Genomic DNA, 24803 nt, shown 5'->3' on the forward strand with positions numbered 1-24803 from the left:
GAGGGATCGATCCGATGCAGAACAGTCTTCGCCTGGCGCTGCCCGCGCTGGCATTGCTCGCCGCCTGCAATGCGGGCTCGGGCCTCTCGGCGCGGCAGGCGGAACCTGCCGCCGCGAACGGCGAACCGCCCTTCACCATGGCCCAGGTCGCCGCGTTCGACGCGCCCTGGGCCATGGCCTTCCTGCCCGACGGGCGCATGCTGGTGACCGAGAAGGCGGGCAGGATCCTGCTGGTCTCGGCGGACGGCCGGCAGCGGCAGGTGATCGCCAATGTCGACGTGGCCTTCCAGGGCCAGGGCGGGCTGCTCGACGTGATCCCCGCGCCCGATTTCGCGAAGAGCCGGCAAGTCTACTACACCTATGCCGAGCCGCGGCCCCAGGGGTCCAGCCTGGCGATGGCCCGCGCGACCTTCGTCGACGGCGCGACGCCGGCGCTCACCGATCCGCAGGTGCTGTGGCGCGCGGGAGCGGACGGCAAGGGCGGCCAGTTCGGCGCGGTCATCGCCTTCGCGCCCGACGGCAAGTCGCTGTTCCTGACGTCCGGAGAGCGCCAGCGCTTCACCCCGGCCCAGGACCCGAACCAGGCGCTCGGCAAGATCCTGCACCTGACGCTGGACGGCAAGCCGGCGCCCGGCAATCCCTGGGCGGGCAAGACCGGCACGGCAACCGTGACCGTCACCGATCCGCCCCGGAACACCGAGCTCGCCAGGGCCGCGCCGGGCCGCACCCAGGCAGTGGACGGCCCCAACCTCGCCCCCGCCGAGACCTGGACCCTCGGCCATCGCAATCCCTATGGGCTGGTGTTCGACGCGAGCGGCCGGCTCTGGGAGAACGAGATGGGGCCCAAGGGCGGCGACGAGGTCAACCTGATCCGCAGGGGCCGGAACTATGGCTGGCCGCTGGTCTCGAACGGCGACAATTACGACGGCACGCCGATCCCCCGTCATGCCCCCGGCGACGGCTTCGAGGCGCCGGCGGTCTATTGGAACCCGTCGATCTCGCCGGGCGGGATGATCTATTATTCGGGCGGCATGTTCCCGAAATGGAAGGGCTCGCTGCTGATCGGCGCGCTGTCGGGCCGCGCGCTGATCCGCGTCGCGCTGGACGGCGACAAGGCGAGCAAGGCCGACCAATGGGACCTGGGCATGCGCATCCGCGACGTGGCGCAGGGGCCGGACGGCGCGGTGTGGCTGCTCGAGGACGCCGGCACGGCCAATGGGCGGCTGTTCCGGCTGACGCCCAAGTGACGCGCCCGGCGCGCGCCGCGGCCCCTAGCGGAGGATCAGATAGTTCATCCGCGCCGCCGCGATCGGCCGGTCCGGCTCGTCCTGCCAGGCGATCGCCTCGACATTGGCGACGCGGGTGCCGAGCCGGGTCACCGCGCCACGGGCCCGGGTCGGCTTGTCGCGGCCGCCGCGCATATAGTCCACCGTCAGGTTGATCGGCTTGACCTGAGTCTCGTCGGTGCCGAGCGCCTGCCAGAGCGCGCCCACCGCCGCCATTTCGAGCAGGCCGCCGATCGCGCCGCCGTGCAGAAAGCCGGGACGGCCGAGCACGCCGTCGCCAAAGGGCATCACCAGCACCGGCGCCTGCGCGCCGGGCTCGACCGTCAGGCCGAGCAGCTCTGCATAGGGAGGCAGGATCACCGGTAGCGCTCCGTCGCCATGAAGGTGCCGGCGACATGGGCGATCGGATCGTCGGGATCGCCGTCATGCGCCTGGCCGCGCACAAAGGCGATCGAGCGCGTCAGCCGATAGCATTCGCCGCGGCCGATCACCGTGCGCCCCGGCGCCGCGGGGCGCAGATAGTCGATCCTGAGGTCGAGCGTCGCCTGCGGCACGAAGGCGCCGGCGCGCAGCCAGACCGAGACGGCGGTGGCCATGTCCATCAGCGCCAGGATCGGGCCGGAAGCGAGCACGCCCGAGGCCGGATCGCCGATCATGTCCTCGCGATAGGGCAGCTCGAGCTCCGCCCAGTCGGGCCCGTGCGTGCGATAGCCGATGCCCAGCCGGGTGCCGTGGCTGGCGTATCGCAGCTCGAAGAAGCGCAGCGGGTCGAAGGCGGAAGGGGCCGGTTGGCGCATCGCCGCCCCCTAGCGCGGTGGAGGAAAGCACGCAAATGGCGGCAATTACATCGTTGTAAGATGCACCATTCCCGTCCCGCCCTACCGTGACGCCATCGGGGAACCTTCGAGAGGGAGGGAGGCATGGGATTGCTGAAGATCGATCTGGGCGAGATCCCGGAACTGGGCACCAGCGTGGCGATGCACGGAACGCTGCGCACGGTCCTGAACGATGTCGACGATCTGTTCGAGCTGATCGTCGGCATCGCGATCCTGATCTACGAGATCGCGCCCGACTTCGCATGAACGGGATGGACGCCGGAACGCGCGCGGCACTCATCGCCGCGCGAGAGGCCGGGCGGGGCGCGATCCGGAAATGGCGGCGTGGCGAGGCTCATCGCGCACTCGAAGCGCTATTCGCCGATTGCGCCACGAACGATGCCGAGGAGGCGATGCACCGTGCAACGAAGCTGCTCGGCGACGGCAGCTGGGCCGGGGCCCTGCTCCAGCCGCTGATCGATGCGCTCGCTGCCGATCCTCTGTTCGAGCCGCCGTTCAAGGCCAGCCGCGACGGCCTTCGCGTCGGCGCCGTGCTGTTCGATTGTCCCGCGGTGGCGATCTCCGCCTGCGTGACCGGCGCGGCCGCGATGCGCCGGCGGCCGCCGCCGGCCAGCTGCACCTTTTCCGGCCGCCTCGCCGTGACGCGGTTCGTCCGCGCCGGCGGGGCGACGCTGCGGCGCTGGCGGACCACGCCCGCCGGGCCGGGCTTCCGCGCCGCCGAGGCGCCACCTTGCACGGAAATGGCCCCGCTGCGGCTCGCCGATGGTGTCGTCCACGCAATCGATGGGCGCCGCGAAGCCCAGCTGCTCGCCGATGCCGGCGGCGACGTGGTCACGCTGGTGGCGACGATCCGGGCGGGCGCCGCGCCGCTGATGCGCGAGCACGCGATCGGCGACGGCAAGCTGCTCCGCGTCGCGAGCGGGGACGACCGTGCCTCGCGCGCCGAGATGCTGCTCGCCTTTCTCCGCCTTGCCGGACGGGCCGATGCGGCTCCGCAATTCGATACGGCGAGCCGCGATCCGGCCTTTCATCTGCGCTGGGCGGCGATGCGCGAGTGGCTGGCGCTCGATGCCCGCGCCGCCCTGCCCCGGCTCGAAGCCATGGCGGCAGGCGACCCGCACATAGAGATACGCGAGGCGGCCGCGCGAACGCTCGCGGTGGTGCGTCCACGGCTGGGGGCAGCATGCCGCGCCTGATCGATCCGGGCCTGGGCGGCGCGATCGAGCTGGTCGAGCTGGTCGAGACGCTCGATGCCTATCCCGTCGATGCACGCGACGAGGACGCGTTCGCGAGCTGGGGGCCATTGCTCGCCCGGCTGGGGCGCAACCGCGATTTCCTCGCCGACCTCGCGATCGCCGAGCTCAAGACGCGCTGTGCCGCCCAGCATGCCGGCAATGGCTATGGCGCCCAGGTCTTCCTGCTGCGCCCGCCCAATGGCCGCTATGTGCTGCGCGCCAATTTCTGGCCGGCCCGCGCCGATTCGGCCACGCGCCGCAGCGGGCCGGCGGCGTTCTTCTACGACCTGCCGCACGACCATAATTTCCCTTTTCTTACCTATGGCTATCTCGGCCCGGGCTATTGGAGCGACTATTACGAATATGACGCGGCGCCGCTCACGGGCCTGCCCGGCGAGCAGGCTGGGCTGCGCTTCGTCGAACGTGCCCGGCTCGAACCGGGCCGGCTGATGCTCTACCGGATGCGGCGCGACGTGCACGTCCAGCTGCCGCCGGACAGCATGTCGGTCTCGCTCAACATCCTCGGCGCCGATCCCGCCCAGCCCTGGCTCGACCAGTATCGCTTCGACATCGGGCGCGGCACGATCGCCGAGGGGCTGACGGTGACGGCCGCGGAAGCTCTGGTCGCCGTCGCGGTGCATGTCGGCAACGGGCTCGACCTCGCCGAGCGCTTCGCCCGCCACCATCCCTGCGCGCGGATGCGAGTGACCGCGCTCGACGCGCTGGTCTCGGCGCTGCCCGACGAGGCACCGATGCTGCTCTCCCGCGCGACGGACGATCCCGACCGCTTCGTCGCCGGCCATGCCCGGGCGAGACTAGCTCCGTAACGGACATGGTTGCCGCCGAATTGGTGCCATCGCCGCTAGCTTCGGTGCCGTGACCGTACGTGTCGCCTGTACAGTCGAACTCCCTGACCTTGCCCGAGCCACTGCGGCGCGCGGACTGGGGCTTGTCCCCTATGCGCCGGGCGTGAAGGCGGCCGCGGGCCTGTTCGCGGGCACCGGCGAGAGCGTGGCGCGGATCCGCGCACTGGGCTGGCAGGAGCCGCTCCTGCTGCTGCTGCCGAGCGAAGGCAGCGTGGCCCATGCGCTCGATGCCGGCGCCGACGATGCGATGCCCGCATCCGCCACCGCCGAGGAAGTGGCCGCCCGCCTTGCCGCGCGGATCCGGCGGCGGCCCGAGATCGTGCTCGGCGAGCTTCGCATCGACCCGGTCGAGCGCCGCGTGACCCGCGCCGGCCGGCCGATATCGCTGCTCCCCCGCGAATATGCCCTGCTCCTCCATCTGGTCCGCCAGGGCGACCGCCCGGCGGGGCGCTCCGAGCTGCTGGCGGCGGTCTGGGGCCTCGGCTTCGATCCCGGCACCAATGTCGTCGAGGTGCATGTCTCGCGCCTGCGCGCCAAGCTCGACCGGGGTTTCGCCGTGCCGATGCTGCGCACCGACAAGGGACGCGGCTATCGGCTTTGCGTGGCCTGATTGCGCGCTATTCTGTCCGCAAGGCAAAGGAGAGCAGGCATGGCAGAGCGGGTCAGGATCGAGATCGAGGATGGCGTCGCCGACGTGCGGCTGGCCCGGCCCGACAAGCTCAACGCGCTCGATCCGGCGATGTTCGCGGCGATCATCGCGGCGATCGCCCGGCTGGAGGGAGAGGCCGGCATCCGCGCCGTCGTGCTCTCGGGCGAGGGGCGCGGCTTCTGCGCGGGGCTGGACATGGCCAGCATGGCGGCAGGCGGATCGGGCATCGACCTGGCCCGGCGCACGCACGGCCCGGCCAACGACTTCCAGCAAGTCGCCTGGGGCTGGCGCGCCCTGCCCATGCCGGTGATCGCCGCGATGCACGGCGTGGCTTTCGGTGGCGGCCTCCAGATCGCCAGCGGCGCGGACGTGCGGATCGCCGCACCGGGCACGCGGCTTTCGGTGATGGAGATGAAATGGGGCATCGTGCCCGACATGGCCGGCTATGCGCTCTGGCGCGGCAATGTCCGCGACGACGTGCTGCGCGAGCTCGCCTATACCGCTCGCGAGTTCGACGCGGAGGAAGCCGCGGCGCTCGGCTTCGTCACTCGCATCGCCGAGGATCCGCATGCAGAGGCGATGGCGCTCGCCCGGGCCATTGCCGCGCGCAACCCCCATGCCGTCCGCGCCGCCAAGCGGCTCGCCAATCTCGAGGCCGGCACCACCGAGACCCTGCTCGCCGAAAGCCGGGAACAGGCCGCGCTGCTGCGCACGCCCAACCAGATCGAGGCCGTGATGGCCAATATGCAGAAGCGCCCGCCGGCGTTCAGCGATTGACTTCGATCGCCTCCACCCGGTCCGGATAAAAGGCCAGATGATCGCCGATTTCGGCGACCGCCGCATAGGGCGCCTCATAGCTCCACACTGCATTCTCGGCCCCGCCGCGGATCGAGAAATAGGCGGCCTCGCCCTTGTACGGGCAATAGCTCGCATGCTCGGTCCGCACCAGCAGGGTCATGTCTGCATCCGCACGGGGGATGTAGAAGACCGGCGGGTAGCTCGCCTCGCGCAGTTCGAGCGCGCGGCGCGTCTCGGCGATCACCTGGCCGGCGGCGCGCACCACCACATGCGCATCCGACCGGGTGACCGTGATGGGGTGGTCGGGCCCCGGAATCCGTATCGGCCTGCTCGCCATGGCACACCTCCGGCCGTGGATATGGGGCGGTGCGGAGCCATTGCAATCGCGGCACCGCGCAGCCATACCGCATCTTCGAAAACAGGAGGGTGCCGCAATGCGTGAAGCTGTGATCGTCTCGACCGCGCGAACCGGGATCGGCAAGGCGGGGCGCGGCTATTTCAACGACACCGAGGCGCCGGTGCTCGCCGCCCATGTGATGACCGCGGCAGTGGCGCGTGCCGGCATCGATCCGGCGCGGATCGACGACGTCTTCTACGGCATGGGCAACCAATGGGGCACGCAGGGCGCGAACATGGCGCGGATGGCGCTGTTCGCCGCCGGCCTGCCGCACAGCGTGCCCGCCTTCAGCCTCGACCGCAAATGCGGATCGGGCCTCACCGCCATCGCCCTCGCCGCGCGCTCGATCATGACCGACGAGATCGACGTCGCGCTGGCCGGCGGCATGGAATCGATCAGCCTGACCATGCGCGACGCGCCGCGCTATCCGAACAAGTCCGTCACCGACCGGGTGCCGGCGGCCTATATCCCGATGATCGAGACCGCCGAGATCGTCGCCGAGCGCTATGGTATCAGCCGCGAGGCCCAGGACGCCTTCGCCGCCGCCAGCCAGCAGCGCGCGGCCGCCGGCCTCGAGAACGGCGCCTTTGCCGAGGAGATCGCGCCGATCACGGTGGCGAAGGCGCTCTTCGACAAGGAAGGCAACCGCACCGGCAGCGAGACCGTCACCGTCACCCGGGACGAAGGCATTCGCGCCGGCACCACCGCCGAGGTGCTCGCCACGCTGAAGCCGGTCTGGAAGGACGGCCAGTTCGTCGCGCAGGGCCGGCACGTCACCGCCGGCAATGCCAGTCAGCTCTCCGACGGCGCCGCCGCCCAGATCCTGATGGACCGCGAGACCGCCAAGGCCGAGGGCAAGGAGATACTCGGCATCTATCGCGGCTTCCAGGTCGCCGGCTGCGAGCCCGACGAGATGGGGATCGGCCCGGTCTTCGCGGTGCCCAAGCTGCTCAAGCGCGCCGGCCTCAGGGTCGAGGATATCGGCCTGTGGGAGATCAACGAGGCATTCGCCAGCCAATGCCTCTATTGCCGCGACACGCTGGGGATCGACCCCGACCGGCTCAACGTCAATGGCGGCGCCATCGCGATCGGGCATCCGTTCGGGATGAGCGGATCGCGCCTCGTCGGCCATGCGCTGATCGAAGGACGCAAGCGCGGCGTGCGCCATGTCGTCGTCTCGATGTGCACCGCCGGCGGCATGGGGGCGGCGGGGCTGTTCGAAATCCCTTGAATCGGGGATTTACCCAGAATGGGCTGCAAAGGTCCCGAAGGTCGCAACCCCTAGGACGGATCGCCATTCAGGCTTAGAGGGTGGTTTGGCAGGCCGAAACACTTCGAATCAAGCTCCATCGTCACCCTGAACTTGTTTCAGGGTCCAACGTGCCACCAACGATATCGCCGGTGGAGAATTGGATGCTGAAACGAGTTCAGCATGACGGAGGGGAGAGGCTTTGACATTCAACTTCCGTCCCTCGCCGCCGGGAACGGAAGAGACAGAGCTGAATGTCGATCCGTCCTAGGTTGAGAACCCAAACAAGTATCTGATTTTCTACCGTCATCCCGGCCTTGCGCCGGGATCCCGCTGCTTCCTGCGCTGTCGAGATAGCGGGACCCCGGCGCAAGGCCGGGGTGACGATGGAAGATATGAGTCCTCAACCCAAGGCCGGAGCCGGCCGGGGCAGCGCCCGGCGGCCGGTCGTCGCAAGATTCGCCATGAGAAAGAGCGCGGCCGGTCTTCCAGACGAAATCCTACATTGGAAGCACCATCCCGGCGGAAGCGGCGGGCATGTCCGGCCTCGAAGGGCGCCGGCGGCAGGCGCGCGGCAGGGCCGTTCGAGCCTCCATGGCTTTCCCTTCTACCCCATCCTCGTCCCTCCGGCACCAGGCCGGGGGACGTCCCGTGGTCGCGGCGCCGCGGCTCAGGCCAGCCCCACCGCCTCCGCCGCGCGCTGCTCCGCCTCGGCATGCAGGTCCCAGAAGCTGGCGACATGCTCGCCGGCCACGCGCTTCTGCAGCACCGCGAGATGCGCCGCCCAGCCGCCGCCGAAGCTGCGCGCATCCTCGGGCCCGCGCAGGCGGTTGTGCGTGAGGACGAGGCGCGTGCGGGCCGGCGAGAAGGCGAACAGCTCGATCGTCACTTCCCCCGCCTCGCCATTGTCCCAGGTGAAGGCAAGGAAATGCGGCGGCTCGATCCGCAGGATCGTCTCCGACCAGGCCTTGCCCTCATATTGGGCGTAGCGTTCGGGATTGGGCGCCTCGCCGTCGGACAGGTCCTGATGGTTGAAGGTCAGGCCGAGCTTGCCGCCCACCTGCGGCTCGGTGGGGCCGCCCATGAACCAGCGGGCCCGCAGCTCCGGATCGACCAGATATTGCCACACCGTCTCGATCGGCGCGGCCAGGTCGCGCTCGAAGCGGAGCATCTGCGGGGTGATCGTGTCGGCAGTGAGAGTATCAGCCATTTTCCGTCTCCGTGATACGGCCCAGGCTTTCGAGGATCATCGTCCAGCCCTTGCGGGTCGGCTCCTCATAGCTTGCCCAGGCGGGGTCCATTTCATGGGTGAGCGTCAAGGTGCAGCCCATGGGCGTGGGCGCGATCTCGATCGCGACGCGCGTCCACTCCCCCTCCTCCGCCGGATCGGCCGAGAAGAGGAAGACGAGGCGACGTGGGCGCTCGATCGCCTCAAAGCGGAGGCGGTGGCGGGCATCGCCCCCGGCCCGCCGCTCGACGATCAGCCCCCGGCCGCCGACGCGCGCATCGATCTCGCAGGTCAGCATCTCGCCCTCGGGCGTGGCGAACAGGAAGCGCGCCGCCCGGGCCGGATCGAGCCAGGCATCGAACACCCGCTCCGCGCTCGCCGCGAAGGCGCGGGTGACGGTGAGGATCACCGGCGCGCTCATGCGAGATTGACCTGCCAGGAGATGCCGTACCGGTCGTTCGCCCAGCCGAAGCGGCTGCTCCAGCCATAATTGTCCGGCGGCATCAGCACGCCGCCCCCGTCCGACAGGGCCGCGAACAGCCGGTCGAACGCCGCGCGATCGTCCACGTCAAGGAAGAAGGACCAGGACGGCGTGAAATCGAAGCCATGGGTGATGAAGCTGTCATGCACCATCACCTTCTGCCCGGCGATCACCGCATGGGCGCGCAGGATCGTGCCTTCGGGGCCCGGCCCGTCGGGGCCGAAACGCTCGACCGATTCGATGCGGCTGCCGGGCACGGTCTCGACATAGAAATCGAGCGCCGCCTGGCCCTTGCCACCCTGGAACATCAGAAAGGGAGTCGCCTGGATCATGCCTTGCCTCCGGTTTCGTCGACAATGGTGGCGAACCCGCCATGGATCATGCGCCCGGGATCGAGGATGTCGGCATCGGCCGGGTCGGGCTGGAGCCTGGGATCGGCGGCAATGGCTGCGTTGCCGCGATCGCGCGCCTCCTTCGACGGCCATTCGACCCAGGAGAAGACGACGGCCTCGCCTTCCCGCAGCGCCACCGCGCGCTTCAGATCGGTACGCTCGCCGCCGGGCACGTCGTCGCCCCAATTCTCGACCACGCGCAGCGCGCCATGCTCGACGAAGATTTTCGCGACGCGCGCCGCCATGGCGCGGTACCGCTCCCGATTGCCGCTCGGCACGGCAAGCACATAACCATCGACATAGCTCATTCGGGCTTCTCCCGCTGGTCCGCGGCGAGGATCGCTTCGAGCGCGTCGAGGCGGACGGTCCAGAATTTCTCCCATTGCTTCAGCCATTTCTCGGCCTCGGCGAGCGGATCGGGCTTCAAGGCACACATATAGCTGCGTCCCACCTTGCGGCGAGCGACCAGGCCCGCGCCCTCGAGCACCCGCACATGCTTGGCCGCCCCGGCAAAGGACATCGCGAAAGGCTCGGCCAGCTCGCCGATCGATTTCTCGCCCAGCGAGAGATGCGCGAGCATGCCGCGCCGCGTGGGGTCGGCAAGCGCGTGGAAGGTAGCGTCGAGTCGATGTTCAACCATGTGGTTTAATATGCCGCTCGCCGCCGGGATAGTCAACCGATCGGTTGAATATTTTTCCGCGGTTTCGCGGGGTTCCGGCGCGGAAATCTTGATTCCGTTGGCACGCGCGCGGGCGAAGAAGGCATCGCGCGCGGCTTCCGCGGCGGCACGGGCTTCGGGCGTGACGAGGGGCCTGGCGGAGTCGGTCATCCGCCGACTCCACCAGAGGAAATCCTACATTTGAAGCCGTATCTAGGCGTCGCCGGGCAGGGGCGCGCGGGCGGCGCGGAGGCTGTCCCAGGCATAGAGCGCGCAGCCCGCCCAGATCAGCGCGAAGGTGATCAAGTGCACGGTGCGCAGCGGCTCGCCCAGCGCGATCGCGATGAAGAACTGGATGGTCGGCGCGATATATTGGAGCAGCCCCAGCATCGAGAGCGGCATCAGCCGGGCAGCGGCGGCGAACATCAGCAGCGGCGTCGCGGTGATCACGCCCGCGGCGAGGAGCAGCGCATTCTGCCCGGCCGACACGCCGAAGCCGCTCGTCCCCTGCCCGGCGGCATAGATCAGCCAGGCGGCGGCGAAGGGGACCAGCAGGATCGTCTCCACGGTGAGCCCGCCCAGCGAATCGATGGCCACCACCTTGCGGACAAGCCCGTAGAGGCCGAAGCTGAAGGCGAGCGCGAGCGAGATCAGGATCGCCCCGCCGCCATCGAGCGCCATCACCAGCACGCCCGCGCCGGCCACCGCGATCGCCACGCCCTGCCAGCGCCGCAGCCGCTCGCCGAGCACGAGCATGCCGAGCGCGACATTGACCAGCGGATTGATGAAATAGCCCAGGCTCGCCTCGAGCACATGGCCCGTCTCGACCGACCAGATATAGACGAACCAGTTGACCGCGATCAGCGCGGCGCTGGCGCAGAGCAGCAACAGGGTGCGCCCGCGCGCCGCCCGCCAGATCGCGCCCGCCCGGCCGAGCGCGAAGACCAGCACGCCGAGGAACAGCACCGACCAGACGATGCGGTGCGCCAGGATCTGCAGCGCCGGCACGCTGGCCAGGATGTGGAAATAGAGCGGCAGGAAGCCCCAAAGGCCATAGGCGCCGATCGCAAGGGCAAGGCCCCGGCGCCCGGACGTGCGCTCGGTAACGGTGGTGCTGGTCATGCGGGCTCCTTGCGCGGGCCGGCGCCGCGGCGCAAGCAAGGCCGGCTTGGGGCCGCCAAAGCGATTGCACGGAAACGCTTCCCCGCTAGGCTGTCGCCGGGAACTGGGGGAAATCATGTCGGACAATTGGGATGAGGAAGGCCCGCACGGCCATCCGCTGATCGCGACTCTGGCCGGGGGCGCGGTGCTGGTGCTCGCGGCGTTGCTGGGGCCGCGCTTCGGATCGCCGCTGCCGTTCCCGGCGCTGCTGATCGGAGGAGCCGCGGCCGGGCTGGTGCTGTGGCTGATCGGCTTTCTGGCGACGACGCACCGCGCGAATCTGGGATGGAAGCTCGGCTCGCTGGCATTGCTGATCGGTGCCGGCGCCGGCGCGGCGGCGATCGCGCACGGCCAGTTCCAGACCCAGTCGCGCGCCGATGCGAGCAGCTTCGCCGAGATCGAGCTGGCGGCGGACGGCACGCCGCTCCTGCCCGCCGGGGCGGCCGCGCGCGGACCGGTCTCGCGCCTCTATGCCGAGGCGCTGCAGGCCGATGTCGCCGCGCAGCGCGCGCTGGGCGGCGCGCTGGACAAGTTCGGCGCCGGCGCGCTCAACAGCCCCTATCTGCTCCAGCAGAACCCGCATGCGATCGGCAATTGCAAGGAGATCGCGCCGATCCGCGCGCTCGTCGCCGAGCAGGGCCTGGCGCGCATGGCGCGACGCAAGGCGCTGGCCGAGACGATCGGGAGCGCCAGCCTGCCCAAGGCGGCGAAGCTGGGCATCGCCCGGATCGTCGGCGATGCCGCGGCCGATCCGCTGCCCGCCAGCCAGCAGGCGATGCTCGACGCCACCGCCGAGCTGTGCACGCTGCTCGCGCGCCGGAGCTGGTACAATGCCAATGGCTATTTCGGCTTCCGCAGCGGCGCCGATGCGGCAGCCTTCGCTGCGCTGGGCGCCCGCCGCCAGGCAATCGCCGAACAGGCCGGCGCGATCGACCGGGATGCCCGCGCGCGCGTCACCGCCGGCCGCGACGAGGTGCGCGACGCGCTCAGCCGCTCGATCTATGCCCGGGATTAGCGCGGCTCAGGCGGCGGGCCGCACCGGGTTCGCCGCCGCGCCGCCGACCACCGTGTTCCACGGCAGCACTTCCCAGCCCGTGACCAGTCCGTTGGCGACATAGGGATCGGCATGGGCAAAGGCCCGCGCCGCCGCTTCGCTGGCGAAGAGCAGCAAGGCGCTCCCGGGCGGATCGCCGACCGCGCCGCCCAGGAGCAGCGCGCCCGTGTCCGCGCTTTCCCAGGCCAGCGCCAGATGCGCGTCGCGGAAGCCGGCGCGGCGCTCCAGATAGTCGGGCGCGATGGCGTAGCGCAGGATCCAGTGCATCTCAGCCTCCGATGCGGAGCCACAGGGCAGTGGCGTCGTCCGACGCCTTGAAGCGCGGAAAGCGCGTGCAGGCGGCATCCGCGCGCTCGATCGCGCGCAGCTCCTCCGCGACGGCGGCAAGGCCGCGCGCGCGGATCGCCTCGACCAGCGCGGCATCGTCATAGGCGGCATAGCTGTCGATCAGCGCGGCATAGCCGTCGCTCATCAGGAAGACCTCGTCACCGGGCGCACAGGCGATGCCCGCGGTATCGACTTGCGCCATGTGCCCGGGATCCACGCTGAGCACGCGCATCCCGCTCCGCCCGCGAGTCGCGCGGAGATTGGCGAGGATCGGCGCGGAGCGCTTGGGGCTGCCCAGGCCATGCTCGGCCAGGCTGGCGGCGCGCTCCGCCTCGGAATTGCGGATTTCCTTTTCCGGGCCAAACCGCACGACCTTCCCGCCCGAGCGGAGAAAGCCGACGCAATCGCCGAGCCAGCCGATCTCGAGCCCTTCGCCGCCCAGCCGGACGGCGAGCGCGGAGGCGAGCGGATATTCCCAGCGATCCTCGGGATCGCGCGTGCGGTCGCGCTCCCAGGCGGCAAGGACGTGCGCGGCGACATCGGCATAGAGCGTGCCGATGGTGCCGGCGCCGGAACCGGTGAACGCCGCCTGCGCCACGCTCGCCAGCCAGGCCGCGCCGCCCTGCGCGCCGACCAGCCCCGGCGGGCCGAGATCGGTGGCGCCGTCGATCACCCAGGCATGGGTGCGCGCGAAGCCCGCGCGGTCGTCATTGGGAACGGAAGCGTCGCCGGCAAGGCTGATCGACTGGAGAAGATCGAAGTGCATGGCCCCGGTCTACACCCGCTTTGTGACGCGCCGCACCATGTAACGCGCATGCGGGCCATAACTGGCGAGCTTGGCCCTTAGCGCCGGGCTGTCGATCGGCGCGAAGCCCTGCGCCGCCCAGAAGGCGGCGGATTCGTTCACCGATACGAGCGCGATCGGCGCGTCGATCCCGCCGAACAGCAGGTCGAGCCCCGCCCGGGCATTGCCGCCGCCGCGCGCCTCGGGAAGCAGCGCCAGGTCGTGGAGATACCAGCTGTCCCGCGTCTCCGGCAGCGCGCCCAGCAGCGTGTCGAGCGGCGGGATCGCCTCCAGCGGCCAGGGATAGGCGATCAGATAGCCGGCCACCCGCCCCTTGCCCGCCAGCACGAAGCAGGTGGCGGGCGCGAGCGCGAGCCGCTCGACGAAGCAGGCGCGGCCTTCGGGATGATCGGGAAAGGCGATGCGGGCCACCGCGACGACGCCGTCGAGATCGTCCGCCGTCATCGGCCGCCACTGAAGCGAGTCTTGCATTGCCGCATCCTAGCGGCGGAGCACCCGGAAGAGCCAGAGCTCGATCAGCGCGAAGGGGCCGAGCAGCGCCGCCACGCCGGCCCAGCCGGCCAGCTCGAACCCGAACCGGCCGACGCCCCAGAGCAGCACGGCCATCCCGAGGAACATCGAATAGACGCCGAGCCCGCGCCACAGCGGATGGATGTGATAGCCGACCCACCATGCCCAGCGCCCGAGCGTCCACAGGATCGCGGTGGCGGCGACGAGGCGCAGGTCGGGCTCATACTGCGCGAGCAGGAACAGGCCCGGCAGCAGCACCGCCAGCTGCTCGAGCGTGTTCTGGATGTAGCGCTGGTTGACGATCAGCCGCGGCGAATCGGCGCCGGCCAGGGGGTCGATCGAGCGATGGAACAGCCGCTCGTGCGCGACCGCCTCGATGCCGGGCACGAGCGCGAGCAGCACCACCGCGCCCGCGCATTGGAGCGCGAACAGCATCGGCTGGGCCGCGATCGGCGGCAGGCCGTGGCGCAGCGCCACCCACAGGCCGATCGCGACGGGAAGCGAGGCGGCGACGGCACCGGCGATGGTGGCCCGCCCCGCCACCGCTCAATCCGCGAACAGCAGGACGGGAGTCTCGAGCAGCTTCTTCACTGCCTGGACGAAGCTCGCCGCGTCCCAGCCGTCGACCACGCGGTGGTCGCAGCTGATCGACAGGTTCATCAGCTTGGCGCGGACGATCTCGTCGCCCCCCTGACTATTCTTAGCGAAGATCGGGCGCTCGACGATCTTGTTCGGGCCGATGATCGCCACTTCGGGCCGGTTGATCACCGGGGTGGTGGCGATGCCGCCGAGCGGGCCGAGCGACGTGACGGTGAGCGTCGAGCCACTCAGCTCCTCCGACTTGGCCTTGCCGGTGCGCGCGGCTTCGGCGAGGCGGCCGATCTCGGTGGCGAGCTGCCAGACATTCTTGTCCTGCGCGTCGCGGATCACCGGCACCATCAGGCCCGCATCGGTCTGCGCCGCCATGCCGAGATGGACGCGGCCATGGCGCGTGACCACGCCGACCTCGTCGTCATAGCGCGCGTTGATCATCGGGAAATCGGGCAGCGCCCGGCAGATCGCGACGATCAGGAACGGCAGCATGGTCAGCTTGGGGCGTGCCCCACGATTGTCGTTGAGGTCGGCGCGCATCGCCTCGAGCGCGGTGACGTCGATCTCGTCGACATAAGTGAAGTGCGGGATGGCGCGCTTCGATGCGGCCATGTTTTCGGCGATGCGGCGGCGCATGCCGATGACCTTGATCGGCTGATCCTCGCGGGCGCGGCTGGCGTGCGGGGCGTGATAGCCCTGGCCGCTGCCGTAGCGCAGATAGGCGTCGAGATCGGCGTGGCGAACGTGATTGCCGTCCGCCTTCACGCTGGCAAGGTCGATGCCGAGATCCTTGGCGCGGGCGCGAACCGCGGGGCTGGCGAGGACCTGCCTATTCTCCCTCTCCCCTTGTGGGAGAGGGAGGGAGCCGCCGGAGGCGGCGGAAGGGTGAGGGGGAGTTTCGGGCGCGGGCGTCTCATCCCCCTCACCCTTCCCACTCGCTGACGCGAGCGGGCCCCTTCCCTCTCCCACAAGGGGAGAGGGAGTTTCGGCCACCTCTTCCACACCCGGCGTCTCCGCCTCGACCTGCTCCTCGGCCGGCGTCTCGGCGACATCGCCCTCGACTTCGATCACCATCAGGCCCGAGCCGATCGCGACCATCTCGCCGACTTCGCCGGCCAGCTCGACCACCACGCCGGAGACGGGCGATTCCATCTCCACCGTGGCCTTGTCGGTCATCATGTCGGCGACCTGCTGGTCCTCCGACACCTTGTCGCCGACCTTGACGTGCCAGGCGACGATCTCGGCCTCGGCAATGCCTTCGCCGATGTCCGGCAGGCGGAACGTGAAGCGTGCCATGTTAGTCCTTCAGGATCTTCTTGAGGGCGGTGCCGATGCGGACCGGGCCGGGGAAATAAGCCCATTCCAGGCTGTGCGGATACGGCGTGTCGAAGCCGGTGACGCGCTCGATCGGCGCTTCGAGATGGTAGAAGCAACGCTCCTGCACCTGGGCCGAAAGCTCGGCGCCGAAGCCCGAGGTGCGCGTCGCCTCATGGACGATCAGGCAGCGCCCGGTCTTCTTCACCGATTCCTCGATCGTCGCGATGTCGAGCGGCACCAGCGTGCGCAGGTCGACGATCTCGGCGTCCACGCCCAGTTCCTCGACCGTGTTGGCGACCACGTGCACCATCGTGCCGTAGCAGAGGATCGTCACTGCCTCGCCCGGGCGGACCACCGCGGCCTTGCCCAGCTCGACCCGGTAATAGCCCTGGGGCACCTGGGCGCCGGGATGATCGGCCCAGGTCTTGGCCGGGCGATCGTAATGGCCGTGGAACGGGCCGTTATAGATGCGCTTGGGCTCGAGGAAGAGCACGGGGTCGTTATCCTCGATCGCCGCGATCAGCAGGCCCTTGGCGTCGTATGGCGTCGAGGGGATCACTGTCTTCATGCCCGAGACATGGGTGAAGATGCCCTCGGGCGACTGGCTGTGCGTCTGGCCGCCGAAGATGCCGCCGCCATAGGGCGAGCGGATCGTGATCGGCGCGGTGAAGTCCGCCGCCGAGCGATAGCGCAGGCGCGCGGCTTCGGAGACGAGCTGGTCGAGCGCCGGATAGATGTAATCGGCGAACTGGATCTCGGGCACGGGGCGCAGGCCATAGGCGCCCATGCCGATCGCCACGCCCATGATGCCGATCTCGGTGATCGGCGTATCGAAGGCGCGCGCCTTGCCGTACTTGGCCTGGAGCCCGGCGGTGGCGCGGAACACGCCGCCGAAATAGCCGACATCCTCGCCCATCACGATTACGTTCGGATCGCGCGCCATCATCACGTCCATGGCGGAATTGATCGCCTGGATCATGTTCATCTGCACGGTGGCGCCCTCGGCGTCGATAATGTCGCTCACAGGCCGGCCGCCTTCTGCTCGTCCAGCATCTGCTGCTGCTGTTCCTTCAGGTGCCAGGGAATCTCTTCGAACACGCCCTCGAACATCGATTCGAAGGGCTGGTGCATGCCGTGGCCGAGGATGCCGTTCTTCTCGGCTTCCTTCTGCGAGGCCTTGACCAGCTCGGCAAGCTCGAGATCCTGGGCGGCGTGGCGTTCCTCGTCCCATTCGCCGATGGCGATGAGATGTTCCTTCAACCGCCGGATCGGGTCGCCGAGCGGCCAGGCATTGGGCTCACCGGCCGAGCGATAGGCCGTGGGATCATCGGACGTGGAATGGCCCTCGGCGCGATAGGTGAAATGCTCGATCAGCGTCGGGCCCTGGTTGGTCCGCGCGCGCTCGGCCGCCCATTCGGTCGCCGCGTACACGGCGAGCGCGTCATTGCCGTCGACGCGGAGACCCGCGATGCCATAGCCGATCGCCCGCGCCGCGAAGGTCGTCGCCTCCGCCCCGGCAAAGCCCGAGAAGGAGCTGATCGCCCATTGGTTGTTGACGACGTTGAAGATGACCGGCGCCTTGTAGACGGTCGCGAAGGTGAGCGCCGAGTGGAAATCGCCCTCGGCCGTCGACCCCTCGCCGCACCAGGTGGCGGAGATGCGCGTGTCGCCCTTGGCCGCGCTCGCCATCGCCCAGCCGACCGCCTGGGGATATTGGGTGGCGAGGTTGCCCGAGATCGAGAAGAAGCCGAATTCCTTCGACGAATACATGATCGGCAGCTGGCGGCCCTCGAGCGGATCGGCCTTGTTCGAATAGATCTGGTTCATCATCTGCACGATCGGATAGCCGCGCGTGATGAGGATCCCCTGCTGGCGATAGGAGGGGAAGCACATGTCGTCGCCGGCCAGCGCCATCGCCGCGCCGATCGAGACGGCCTCCTCGCCGGTGGACTTCATGTAGAAGCTGGTCTTGCCCTGGCGCTGGGCGCGGAACATGCGCTCGTCGAACGCGCGGGTGAGCGCCATCGCGCGGAGCATGCGGCGCTTGGCGTCCGCGTCGAGCCGCGGGTCCCAGGGGCCGACCGCCTGCCCCGAATCGTCGAGCACGCGGACCAGGCCATATGCCAGCTCGTGGAAGCTGTCGGCACGGTCGGCGGTGTCGGGACGGCGGGTAACGCCGGCCGCCGGCACCATAATGTCGCTGAAGTCCGCCTCGTCGCCCGGGCGGAATCGCGGCTCGGGCACGTGCAGCGCAAGCGGGGGCAGATTGGCGCGATCGCGCTCGCTCGACATGGGCTCTCCGGACATAGGCTCCCGTCGCCAAACGCGCGGGAATCACGTTTCACGCCATTGTTATAAAATTTCAACGGTCCGCGCAAGTAGGTCAGAGGTGCTGACCTGAAATGCCGGGCGAAATGCTGGGAATTCGGGACGAAAAATCCAGACGGATCCGTCGCTGCGGCGCTTGCCTCCCAGGAGGCCGGCTCCCTGGAAACGACGAATTGGGGCCGAGCCTAGGCACGCGCTGCGGAATGGCAATTGACTCGTCGGCAATAAGGAACAGAATGGGAACATTCTATTCTTCGAGTCGCGTGCCCCATGGCCGATCCTGCCGTCCTGAAGCAATTGCGCGAGACGCTGCGCGGTCTCGAGACCGGTGGATTCCGCCGGCGGCCTTCGCTGCCCTTCGGCATCGAGGCGATCGATTCGCGCCTTGCCGATGGCGGTCTCAGGCTCGATGCGCTGCACGAGGCGGCGGCGGGCACGAGCGACATGGCCGATGATTGCGCGGCCACCCTGTTCCTCGCCGGGCTCGCGGCACGCGCCTGGGGCCCGGTGCTCTGGGTGGTGCGGCGGCGCGACCTGTTCGCGCCCGGCCTCGCCCAGTCGGGGCTCGATCCCAAAAGGCTGATCTATGCCGAGGCGAAGGACGATGCCGAGCTGCTCGCGATCATGGAGGAAGGGCTGCGCCATCGCGGCCTGGGCGCGGTGATCGGCGAGGCCAGGCGCGCGGACATGACTGCGACGCGCCGGCTCCAGCTGGCGGCGGAGGGCGGGCGGACGATCGCGCTGCTGCTGAAGCGCGCCGCGCGCGAGGGCAGCGATCCGATCGGCATGCCCTCGGCGGCGGTGACGCGCTGGCGGGTGACCTGCGCGCCCTCGGCGCCGCTGCCGGTCGCCGGCGTCGGCCGCCCGCGCTGGAAGCTCGAATTGGCGCGGCAAAAGGGGGGCGAGGGTTTCGAGACGATCGTGGAGGCATGCGATGCAACGGGTCGCTGCGCTCTTCCTCCCGCTATGGCCCATCGAAAGGCTGTGGCGGGCGGAAGCGCCCCCCGCCGCGCGGCCTGATCCGCGCGCCTTCGCCGCGCCCCAGGCGCCGCTGCGCAAGCCGGCCCAGCATGAGGGCCATTGGCGGCCGGGCGCGAAATGGGCGCAGGCGGATGAACCAGTTCCTCCCCCAGCTCGGCTCGGGAAGGAACTGGGGGAGGAATTATACGCCCCCCTCGTCACGTCCATCCGCAGCGGCAGCCGGATCGAGATCGCCGCCGCCTGCCCCGCCGCCCAGGCACTGGGGCTGCGGCCCGGCATGGCCGTCACCCAGGCGCGCGCGCAGGTGCCGGGGCTCGACATCCGCCCCGCCGATCCCGAGGGCGATCTCGCCGCGCTGAAGCGCCTGGCGATCCTCGCCGCGCGGCGCTGGTCGCCGGTCGCGGCGCTGTCGGGCACCGACGGGCTGTTCCTCGACCTTTCCGGCACCGCGCACCTGTTCGGCGGCGAGGAGAAGATGGCGCGGCACATCGCCCGCCTGCTCGCCCGCGCCGGGTTCGCCGCCCGCATCGCCATCGCCGACACGCCGGGCGCCGCCTGGGCGCTCGCCCGCTACCGGGGAAGCTGCATCTGCCCGCCCGGCGAGCAGGCGCGCGCGCTCGCCGATCTCCCCATGCCGGCACTGCGCATCGACGAAGCGGCGGTGGAGCTGCTCAGGCGCCTGGGCGTCGAACGGATCGGCCAGCTCGCCGCCCTGCCCCGCGCCCCGCTCGTCCGCCGCTTCGGCAGCGGCACGGCATTGCGGCTCGACCAGGCGCTGGGCCGCATCGCCGAGCCGCTCGACCCGGTGATCCCGCCCGAGGCGATCGCCGTCCGCCAGCGCTTCGCCGAGCCGATCGCCACTGCCGAGGCCATCGCGCATTGGCTGGGCGTGCTCACCCCGCGCCTCGCCGCCGCGCTCGAGGCGAAGGGGCTGGGCGTGCAGGCGCTCGAGTGCGTCGCCGAGCGCATCGACGGCGTGCCGCAGCGCATCCGCATCGGCCTGGCCCGGCCCAGCCGCGACGGCGCGCACCTCCTGCGCCTGCTCCGGCGCCGGATCGAGGATGTCGAACCCGGCTATGGCATCGATGCGATCACGCTCCATGTCCGCCGCGCCGGGGGGCTCGGGCCCGAGCCGGTGGTCGAGCGGCTGGACGAGGACGCCGCGCCCGACCTCGCCACGCTGGTGGACACGCTGGCGACGCGGATCGGCCTGGCCGCCCTGTGGCGGATGCGGCCGGTGGCAAGCGACGTGCCCGAGCGATCCCTGGCGCGCGCGCCGGTGCTCGATCCGCCCGCGCGCGGGGCGATGCGCGCGAAGCGCGACGATGTCCGCCAGCTCGATCGCAACCCGCCCTTGCCGCCCTGGCACCCGGGCTGGCCGCGCCCCGCGCGGCTGCTCGCCCGGCCCGAACGACTGGATCACGTCATGGCCGAGCTGCCCGACCATGCCCCGCGCCGCTTCACCTGGCGCGGCCGCGCTCATCAGGTGATCCATGCCGACGGGCCCGAGCGGATCCAGGGCGAATGGTGGAAGCGCGATGCCGAGCGGATGAGCGTGCGCGACTATTTCCGCGTCGAGGACGAGGCGGGCCGCCGCTACTGGCTGTTCCGTTCGGGCGATGGCGAGCGCGCGGTGACCGGCGATCTCAGCTGGTATCTCCACGGCGTGTTCGGATGACCTATTCCGAGCTCCAGGTGACGACGCACTTCTCGTTCCTGCGCGGCGCCTCGTCGCCCGAGGACCTGTTCCGCACGGGCGCGCGGCTGGGCCTGCCCGCGCTCGGCATCGTCGATCGCAATTCGGTGGGCGGCGTGGTGCGTTCGCTGGTCGCCGCCGAGCAGCTCTCCCATGCCGGTATTCCCATCCGGATGATCGCCGGCTGCCGGCTCGACCTGGTCGATGGCAGCGCGGTGCTGGTCTGGCCGGAGGATGTCGCGGCCTGGTCCCGGCTCACGCGCCTGCTCACCCTCGGCAAGTCGCGGGCCGATGCGCAGAAGGGCGAGAAGGGCCGGTGCTTCCTCCATTGGGACGATCTTGCCGAAGCGGCGCAGGGGATGGTCGGCGCGCTCGTCCCCGGCCTTGCCGATACCGGCGATCCCCAGGCGCTGCGCTGGATGGCGGACCTGTTCGAGGGGCGCGGCCATGTCTGCCTCACCTGGCATCGCCGCCCCGGGGATGCAATGCGGCTGCACGCGCTCGACGGCGCCGCCCGCCGCTTCGGCCTCACGCCGCTCGCCACCGGCGACGTGCTCTACGACACGCCCGACCGGCGCATGCTGCAGGACGTCGTCACCGCGATCCGCGAGAAATGCACGATCGACGAACTCGGCTTCCGCCGCGAGCGCAGCGCCGACCGGCACCTCAAGTCTCCGCAAGAAATGGCGCGCCGCTTCCGCGACTATCCGCAGGCGCTCGCCGCATCCGCAGCGATCGCCGAACGCTGCACCTTCTCGCTGCGCGACCTGAAGCATCAATATCCCGAGGAGGAAGTCATCCATGGCCGCAGCGCCCAGGACGCGCTCGCCGCGCTTGCCTGGAACGGGCTCAGGCAGCGCTTCGCCGGCAAGCCGAGCCAGGCGCACCAGGACCTGCTCACCCATGAGCTGGGGCTCGTCGCGAAGATGGAGTACGCGCCCTATTTCCTGACGGTCAATTCGATCGTCCAGTTCGCGCTCAGCCAGCACATCCTCTGCCAGGGTCGCGGCAGCGCCGCCAATTCGGTGATCTGCTTCGCGCTGGGCATCACGTCGATCGATCCGATCAAGCACCAGCTGCTGTTCGAGCGCTTCATCTCGACCGAGCGCAAGGAGCCGCCCGACATCGACGTCGATTTCGAGCATGAGCGGCGCGAGGAAGTGATCCAGTGGATCTACGAGAATTACGGCCAGGACCATGCCGCGCTGACCGCGGTGGTGATCCGCTTCCGCTCGCGCAGCGCGCTGCGCGAAGTCGGCAAGGCGATGGGCCTGCCCGAGGACATGACCGCGGCGCTCTCGTCCCAGGTCTGGGGCTGGTCGAACGACGTCGACGATCGCCATGCCGATGCGCTCAACCTCGATCGCAACGATCCGCGGCTGGCGCTGACCCTGGAGCTCGCACGCCAGCTGGTCGACACGCCGCGCCACCTCTCCCAGCATCCCGGCGGCTTCGTGCTCACCCGCGACCGGCTGCACGACCTGATCCCGGTGGAGCCCGCCGCGATGGTCGATCGCCATGTCGTCGAATGGGAGAAGCTGGACATCGAGGAGCTGGGCTTCATGAAGGTCGATATCCTCGGCCTCGGCATGCTCGGCTGCATGCGGCGCACCTTCGACCTGCTGGCCCGGCACAAGCGGACTCACCTGACCCTGGCATCGCCGAGGATGCAGGAGGACGACCCCCTCACCTTCGAGATGATCCAGCAGGCCGATACGCTCGGCGTGTTCCAGATCGAGAGCCGCGCGCAGATGTCGATGCTGCCGCGGATGAAGCCGGTGGATTTCTACGATCTGGCGATCCAGGTCGCGATCGTCCGGCCCGGGCCGATCCAGGGCAACATGGTCCACCCCTATCTCAAGCGCCGGCAGCATCCGGAGCTGGTCGACTATCCCTCGCCCAAGCTGAAGGCGGTGCTGAAGAAGACGCTGGGCGTGCCGCTGTTCCAGGAACAGGCGATGCAGGTGGCGATCGTCGGCGCCGGCTTCACCGCCAGCGAAGCGGACCGGCTGCGCCGCGCGATGGCGACGTTCAAGTCGAGCGGCGATATCGGCGAGTTCGGCCCCAAGCTGATCGAAGGCATGCGCAGGAACGGAATCAGCGAGACCTTCGCCGCGCAGATGGTGGAGCAGATCAAGGGCTTCAGCAATTACGGCTTTCCCGAGAGCCACGCCGCCAGCTTCGCCAAGATCGCCTATGCCTCGAGCTGGATGAAATGCCATCATCCGGACGTGTTCTGCACCGCGCTGCTCAACGCGCAGCCGATGGGCTTCTACGCGCCTGCCCAGCTGATCCGCGATGCGCGCACGCACGGGGTGGAAGCGCGCGCCGTCTGCATCAACGACAGCGACTGGGACACGCGGATGGTGCCCGAGGGGCCGAACCCGCGCCCTCGCGACGCGAAGTTCTGCGGCACCGATGCGGACTGGGCGGGCCTGCAGCCGATCCGGCTCGGCATGCGGATCGTGCAGGGGCTGGCCCAGGGCGATGCCGAGGCGATCCTGAAGGCCCGCGCCCAGGCGCCCTTCGCGTCGATCGAGGACGTCTGGCGCCGCGCGCGCGTGAAGCCCGCGGCGCTCGAGCGGCTGGCGCGCGCCGATGCCTTCCAGGCGCTCGGCCTCGGCCGGCGCCAGGCGCTCTGGGCGATCAAGGGACTGGGGCAGGCGCCGCTCGACCTGTTCGCCGCCGCCGATGCGCGCGCGGGCGCGACCATGGCCGAGGGCATCGAGCCGCAGGTGACGCTCCCGCCGCTCACCGCGGGGCGCGAGGTGGTGGAGGATTATCGCGCCACCCAGCTGTCGTTGCGCGCCCATCCCCTCTCCTTCCTGCGCGCCCGGCTGGCGGCCCGGCGGATCGCACGCTGCGCGGACCTGCTGGACATGCAGGACGGGCAGCGGGTGGAAGTCGCCGGGCTGATCCTTGTCCGCCAGCGGCCGGGCAGCGCCAAGGGCGTGGTGTTCGTCACGCTGGAGGACGAGACCGGCATCGCCAATGCCGTGCTCTGGGCCGACCGGTTCGAGGCCAATCGCCGGACGGTCATGTCCGCCACGATGCTGGCGATCGCCGGCCGGGTGCAGCGCGAGGGGATCGTCATCCATCTCGTCGCCGAGCGGATCACCGACCTCACGCCCTGGCTGCGCGAAGTGGGCGAGCTCGACCTGCCGGACATGACCATGCCCGGCGACGGCGCGAGGCATGGCGGCGAGATCGACCCGCGCGACCGGGCGCACTCGGCCGGCGGCTGGCCGCCCCGCCGCAGCCTCAAGGCGCCGGACCTGATCCCCGTCCGCTCGCGGGACTTCCACTGATGCCGATCCACGGACACCGCCTGTTCTTCGCGCTGCGCCCGGCGCCGCTGGCCCGCAACCTGATCGGCGTTCAGCGCGACCGGCTCGGGCTGGCCGATGCCCTGGTCGAGAATGACCGGCTGCACATTACCCTCGGCATCACCGAGGATTTCGGCCATCGCCCCTATGCCGAGGCCGGGGAGTTGATCGCGATCGGCGAGCAGGTCGCGGCGGCGCCGGTGCCGGTCCTGCTCGATCGCATCTCGGCGGGCGGCGATTCGATCGCGCTGCGGCCCGGCCGCAGCATCGCCGCGCTCGCCGAGCTGGGCCGCCAGCTGCAGCGCGGCCTGGCCGCCGCCGCTCTGCTCCGCCGGGGCTGGGACTTCCATCCGCACGTGACCCTGCTCTACCGCAAGGGCCGCCCCTTCACGCAAAGGATCGAGCCGATCGGCTGGGACGCGACCGATTTCGTGCTGATCCACTCGATCCTGGGCGCACACCGGCATATCGAGCTGGGCCGCTGGCCGCTGATCGACCGCCAGGGATCGTTCGGCTTCTAGATTGGGGGCCAACATTCTTCCATCGTCACCCCGGCCTTGAGCCGGGGTTCCGCTATCCGGCCAGCGCAGGCAGCGGCGGGATCTCGGCTCAAGGCCGGGATGACATTAGAA

Annotated in this window: 28 protein-coding genes; 12 read left to right on the forward strand and 16 right to left on the reverse strand. The window is 70.0% G+C overall.

Features of this window, described 5'->3' with window-relative positions:
- Positions 1–14 precede the first annotated feature (14 nt).
- On the forward strand, positions 15–1247 hold the full coding sequence (locus ACIQCS_RS08435) for a PQQ-dependent sugar dehydrogenase (RefSeq protein ID WP_345849679.1): 1233 nt from the start codon (positions 15–17) through the stop codon (positions 1245–1247).
- 24 nt (positions 1248–1271) lie between these two features.
- On the opposite strand, the gene ACIQCS_RS08440 is transcribed toward ACIQCS_RS08435, so the two are convergent.
- Both ACIQCS_RS08440 and ACIQCS_RS08445 read right to left on the reverse strand, forming a co-directional pair.
- Positions 1272–1646 (reverse strand): PaaI family thioesterase, encoded by a 375-nt coding sequence (locus tag ACIQCS_RS08440; RefSeq protein WP_345849678.1) that lies wholly within the window; start codon positions 1644–1646, stop codon positions 1272–1274.
- Positions 1643–2083, reverse strand: a complete 441-nt coding sequence (locus tag ACIQCS_RS08445; protein WP_345849677.1) for a PaaI family thioesterase — start codon at positions 2081–2083, stop codon at positions 1643–1645. Before ACIQCS_RS08445 ends, ACIQCS_RS08440 begins: the two co-directional genes overlap by 4 nt.
- A gap of 123 nt (positions 2084–2206) precedes the next feature.
- On the opposite strand from ACIQCS_RS08445, the gene ACIQCS_RS08450 reads away from it, so the two are divergent.
- The 5 genes from ACIQCS_RS08450 (at position 2207) to ACIQCS_RS08470 (ending at position 5649) form a co-directional block, all read left to right on the forward strand.
- Positions 2207–2368: a hypothetical protein gene (locus ACIQCS_RS08450; RefSeq protein WP_280277709.1), complete on the forward strand. Its 162-nt coding sequence runs from the start codon at positions 2207–2209 to the stop codon at positions 2366–2368.
- 146 nt (positions 2369–2514) lie between these two features.
- The gene (locus tag ACIQCS_RS08455; RefSeq protein WP_401530584.1) at positions 2515–3318 is read left to right on the forward strand and encodes a hypothetical protein; all 804 of its coding nucleotides are present in this window, start codon (positions 2515–2517) and stop codon (positions 3316–3318) included.
- The gene (locus tag ACIQCS_RS08460; protein ID WP_280277707.1) at positions 3306–4184 is read left to right on the forward strand and encodes a transposase; all 879 of its coding nucleotides are present in this window, start codon (positions 3306–3308) and stop codon (positions 4182–4184) included. The genes ACIQCS_RS08455 and ACIQCS_RS08460 overlap by 13 nt, the downstream gene beginning before the upstream one ends.
- 49 nt (positions 4185–4233) lie before the next feature.
- On the forward strand, positions 4234–4833 hold the full coding sequence (locus tag ACIQCS_RS08465; RefSeq protein WP_345849675.1) for a winged helix-turn-helix domain-containing protein: 600 nt from the start codon (positions 4234–4236) through the stop codon (positions 4831–4833).
- Between the two features lie 39 nt (positions 4834–4872).
- On the forward strand, positions 4873–5649 hold the full coding sequence (locus ACIQCS_RS08470; RefSeq protein ID WP_345849674.1) for a crotonase/enoyl-CoA hydratase family protein: 777 nt from the start codon (positions 4873–4875) through the stop codon (positions 5647–5649).
- Here ACIQCS_RS08470 and ACIQCS_RS08475 read toward each other — a convergent pair.
- Positions 5639–6007, reverse strand: coding sequence for a DUF427 domain-containing protein (locus ACIQCS_RS08475; RefSeq protein WP_345849673.1), 369 nt, complete (start codon positions 6005–6007; stop codon positions 5639–5641). The genes ACIQCS_RS08470 and ACIQCS_RS08475 overlap by 11 nt on opposite strands.
- A 97-nt stretch (positions 6008–6104) precedes the next feature.
- Between ACIQCS_RS08475 and ACIQCS_RS08480 the strand changes: the two genes are divergently transcribed.
- Positions 6105–7298, forward strand: coding sequence for an acetyl-CoA C-acyltransferase (locus ACIQCS_RS08480; protein ID WP_345849672.1), 1194 nt, complete (start codon positions 6105–6107; stop codon positions 7296–7298).
- A gap of 688 nt (positions 7299–7986) precedes the next feature.
- Here ACIQCS_RS08480 and ACIQCS_RS08485 read toward each other — a convergent pair.
- The 6 genes from ACIQCS_RS08485 to rarD form a co-directional block, all read right to left on the reverse strand.
- Positions 7987–8526, reverse strand: coding sequence for an SRPBCC family protein (locus ACIQCS_RS08485; protein ID WP_345849671.1), 540 nt, complete (start codon positions 8524–8526; stop codon positions 7987–7989).
- On the reverse strand, positions 8519–8965 hold the full coding sequence (locus ACIQCS_RS08490; protein ID WP_345849670.1) for an SRPBCC domain-containing protein: 447 nt from the start codon (positions 8963–8965) through the stop codon (positions 8519–8521). Before ACIQCS_RS08490 ends, ACIQCS_RS08485 begins: the two co-directional genes overlap by 8 nt.
- Complete coding sequence (locus tag ACIQCS_RS08495; protein WP_345849669.1) at positions 8962–9357, reverse strand: VOC family protein; 396 nt, start codon at positions 9355–9357, stop codon at positions 8962–8964. Before ACIQCS_RS08495 ends, ACIQCS_RS08490 begins: the two co-directional genes overlap by 4 nt.
- The gene (locus ACIQCS_RS08500) at positions 9354–9725 is read right to left on the reverse strand and encodes a DUF1428 domain-containing protein (RefSeq protein ID WP_345849668.1); all 372 of its coding nucleotides are present in this window, start codon (positions 9723–9725) and stop codon (positions 9354–9356) included. Before ACIQCS_RS08500 ends, ACIQCS_RS08495 begins: the two co-directional genes overlap by 4 nt.
- On the reverse strand, positions 9722–10057 hold the full coding sequence (locus ACIQCS_RS08505; RefSeq protein WP_345849667.1) for a metalloregulator ArsR/SmtB family transcription factor: 336 nt from the start codon (positions 10055–10057) through the stop codon (positions 9722–9724). The genes ACIQCS_RS08500 and ACIQCS_RS08505 overlap by 4 nt, the downstream gene beginning before the upstream one ends.
- A 231-nt stretch (positions 10058–10288) precedes the next feature.
- Complete coding sequence (rarD, locus tag ACIQCS_RS08510) at positions 10289–11197, reverse strand: EamA family transporter RarD (RefSeq protein ID WP_345849666.1); 909 nt, start codon at positions 11195–11197, stop codon at positions 10289–10291.
- A 115-nt stretch (positions 11198–11312) separates the two neighbouring features.
- On the opposite strand from rarD, the gene ACIQCS_RS08515 reads away from it, so the two are divergent.
- Entirely contained in the window at positions 11313–12251 is a 939-nt protein-coding gene (locus tag ACIQCS_RS08515) for a hypothetical protein (protein ID WP_345849665.1), read from the forward strand.
- A gap of 6 nt (positions 12252–12257) precedes the next feature.
- Here ACIQCS_RS08515 and ACIQCS_RS08520 read toward each other — a convergent pair whose 3' ends face one another.
- The 7 genes from ACIQCS_RS08520 to ACIQCS_RS08550 are packed head-to-tail and all read right to left on the reverse strand — an operon-like array spanning position 12258 to position 18132.
- Positions 12258–12557 carry a YciI-like protein gene (locus ACIQCS_RS08520; protein ID WP_345849664.1) on the reverse strand — a complete coding sequence of 100 codons (300 nt, stop codon included), beginning with the start codon at positions 12555–12557 and terminating at the stop codon, positions 12258–12260.
- Between the two features lies 1 nt (position 12558).
- A complete protein-coding gene (locus ACIQCS_RS08525) occupies positions 12559–13383 on the reverse strand; it encodes a hypothetical protein (protein WP_345849663.1) in 825 nt (274 codons plus the stop codon).
- A 9-nt stretch (positions 13384–13392) separates the two neighbouring features.
- The gene (locus ACIQCS_RS08530) at positions 13393–13893 is read right to left on the reverse strand and encodes a GNAT family N-acetyltransferase (RefSeq protein ID WP_345849662.1); all 501 of its coding nucleotides are present in this window, start codon (positions 13891–13893) and stop codon (positions 13393–13395) included.
- 9 nt (positions 13894–13902) lie between these two features.
- A complete protein-coding gene (locus ACIQCS_RS08535; protein ID WP_345849661.1) occupies positions 13903–14475 on the reverse strand; it encodes an MAPEG family protein in 573 nt (190 codons plus the stop codon).
- Between the two features lie 3 nt (positions 14476–14478).
- Positions 14479–15819 (reverse strand): dihydrolipoamide acetyltransferase family protein, encoded by a 1341-nt coding sequence (locus ACIQCS_RS08540; RefSeq protein WP_345849660.1) that lies wholly within the window; start codon positions 15817–15819, stop codon positions 14479–14481.
- Between the two features lies 1 nt (position 15820).
- Positions 15821–16825, reverse strand: coding sequence for an alpha-ketoacid dehydrogenase subunit beta (locus ACIQCS_RS08545; RefSeq protein WP_280278086.1), 1005 nt, complete (start codon positions 16823–16825; stop codon positions 15821–15823).
- A 35-nt stretch (positions 16826–16860) separates the two neighbouring features.
- Positions 16861–18132: a 3-methyl-2-oxobutanoate dehydrogenase (2-methylpropanoyl-transferring) subunit alpha gene (locus tag ACIQCS_RS08550; protein ID WP_345849659.1), complete on the reverse strand. Its 1272-nt coding sequence runs from the start codon at positions 18130–18132 to the stop codon at positions 16861–16863.
- A gap of 306 nt (positions 18133–18438) precedes the next feature.
- Here ACIQCS_RS08550 and ACIQCS_RS08555 point away from each other — a divergent pair, with 306 nt between their 5' ends.
- The 4 genes from ACIQCS_RS08555 to ACIQCS_RS08570 are packed head-to-tail and all read left to right on the forward strand — an operon-like array spanning position 18439 to position 24692.
- On the forward strand, positions 18439–19188 hold the full coding sequence (locus ACIQCS_RS08555) for a protein ImuA (RefSeq protein ID WP_345849658.1): 750 nt from the start codon (positions 18439–18441) through the stop codon (positions 19186–19188).
- Positions 19103–20827, forward strand: coding sequence for a DUF6504 family protein (locus ACIQCS_RS08560; protein WP_345849657.1), 1725 nt, complete (start codon positions 19103–19105; stop codon positions 20825–20827). Before ACIQCS_RS08555 ends, ACIQCS_RS08560 begins: the two co-directional genes overlap by 86 nt.
- The gene (locus tag ACIQCS_RS08565; protein WP_345849656.1) at positions 20824–24153 is read left to right on the forward strand and encodes an error-prone DNA polymerase; all 3330 of its coding nucleotides are present in this window, start codon (positions 20824–20826) and stop codon (positions 24151–24153) included. Before ACIQCS_RS08560 ends, ACIQCS_RS08565 begins: the two co-directional genes overlap by 4 nt.
- Positions 24153–24692, forward strand: coding sequence for a 2'-5' RNA ligase family protein (locus tag ACIQCS_RS08570; protein ID WP_345849655.1), 540 nt, complete (start codon positions 24153–24155; stop codon positions 24690–24692). Before ACIQCS_RS08565 ends, ACIQCS_RS08570 begins: the two co-directional genes overlap by 1 nt.
- The last annotated feature ends 111 nt before the right edge of the window (positions 24693–24803 follow it).

This window comes from Sphingomonas sp. NPDC092440 (assembly GCF_044754985.1).
Classification (GTDB): domain Bacteria; phylum Pseudomonadota; class Alphaproteobacteria; order Sphingomonadales; family Sphingomonadaceae; genus Sphingomonas.

Coding starts and splice junctions, on each gene's coding strand:
- ACIQCS_RS08560 (WP_345849657.1), top strand. CDS start 19,103: ATGCAACGGGTCGCTGCGCTCTTCCTCCCGCTATGGCCCATCGAAAGG.
- ACIQCS_RS08565 (WP_345849656.1), top strand. CDS start 20,824: ATGACCTATTCCGAGCTCCAGGTGACGACGCACTTCTCGTTCCTGCGC.
- ACIQCS_RS08485 (WP_345849671.1), bottom strand. CDS start 8,526: ATGGCTGATACTCTCACTGCCGACACGATCACCCCGCAGATGCTCCGC.
- ACIQCS_RS08520 (WP_345849664.1), bottom strand. CDS start 12,557: ATGCACTGGATCCTGCGCTACGCCATCGCGCCCGACTATCTGGAGCGC.
- ACIQCS_RS08525 (WP_345849663.1), bottom strand. CDS start 13,383: ATGCACTTCGATCTTCTCCAGTCGATCAGCCTTGCCGGCGACGCTTCC.
- ACIQCS_RS08460 (WP_280277707.1), top strand. CDS start 3,306: ATGCCGCGCCTGATCGATCCGGGCCTGGGCGGCGCGATCGAGCTGGTC.
- ACIQCS_RS08530 (WP_345849662.1), bottom strand. CDS start 13,893: ATGCAAGACTCGCTTCAGTGGCGGCCGATGACGGCGGACGATCTCGAC.
- ACIQCS_RS08480 (WP_345849672.1), top strand. CDS start 6,105: ATGCGTGAAGCTGTGATCGTCTCGACCGCGCGAACCGGGATCGGCAAG.
- ACIQCS_RS08540 (WP_345849660.1), bottom strand. CDS start 15,819: ATGGCACGCTTCACGTTCCGCCTGCCGGACATCGGCGAAGGCATTGCC.
- ACIQCS_RS08455 (WP_401530584.1), top strand. CDS start 2,515: ATGCACCGTGCAACGAAGCTGCTCGGCGACGGCAGCTGGGCCGGGGCC.
- ACIQCS_RS08515 (WP_345849665.1), top strand. CDS start 11,313: ATGTCGGACAATTGGGATGAGGAAGGCCCGCACGGCCATCCGCTGATC.
- ACIQCS_RS08450 (WP_280277709.1), top strand. CDS start 2,207: ATGGGATTGCTGAAGATCGATCTGGGCGAGATCCCGGAACTGGGCACC.
- ACIQCS_RS08555 (WP_345849658.1), top strand. CDS start 18,439: ATGGCCGATCCTGCCGTCCTGAAGCAATTGCGCGAGACGCTGCGCGGT.
- ACIQCS_RS08550 (WP_345849659.1), bottom strand. CDS start 18,132: ATGTCGAGCGAGCGCGATCGCGCCAATCTGCCCCCGCTTGCGCTGCAC.
- ACIQCS_RS08500 (WP_345849668.1), bottom strand. CDS start 9,725: ATGAGCTATGTCGATGGTTATGTGCTTGCCGTGCCGAGCGGCAATCGG.
- rarD (WP_345849666.1), bottom strand. CDS start 11,197: ATGACCAGCACCACCGTTACCGAGCGCACGTCCGGGCGCCGGGGCCTT.
- ACIQCS_RS08470 (WP_345849674.1), top strand. CDS start 4,873: ATGGCAGAGCGGGTCAGGATCGAGATCGAGGATGGCGTCGCCGACGTG.
- ACIQCS_RS08545 (WP_280278086.1), bottom strand. CDS start 16,825: ATGAACATGATCCAGGCGATCAATTCCGCCATGGACGTGATGATGGCG.
- ACIQCS_RS08495 (WP_345849669.1), bottom strand. CDS start 9,357: ATGATCCAGGCGACTCCCTTTCTGATGTTCCAGGGTGGCAAGGGCCAG.
- ACIQCS_RS08505 (WP_345849667.1), bottom strand. CDS start 10,057: ATGGTTGAACATCGACTCGACGCTACCTTCCACGCGCTTGCCGACCCC.
- ACIQCS_RS08490 (WP_345849670.1), bottom strand. CDS start 8,965: ATGAGCGCGCCGGTGATCCTCACCGTCACCCGCGCCTTCGCGGCGAGC.
- ACIQCS_RS08475 (WP_345849673.1), bottom strand. CDS start 6,007: ATGGCGAGCAGGCCGATACGGATTCCGGGGCCCGACCACCCCATCACG.
- ACIQCS_RS08445 (WP_345849677.1), bottom strand. CDS start 2,083: ATGCGCCAACCGGCCCCTTCCGCCTTCGACCCGCTGCGCTTCTTCGAG.
- ACIQCS_RS08570 (WP_345849655.1), top strand. CDS start 24,153: ATGCCGATCCACGGACACCGCCTGTTCTTCGCGCTGCGCCCGGCGCCG.
- ACIQCS_RS08435 (WP_345849679.1), top strand. CDS start 15: ATGCAGAACAGTCTTCGCCTGGCGCTGCCCGCGCTGGCATTGCTCGCC.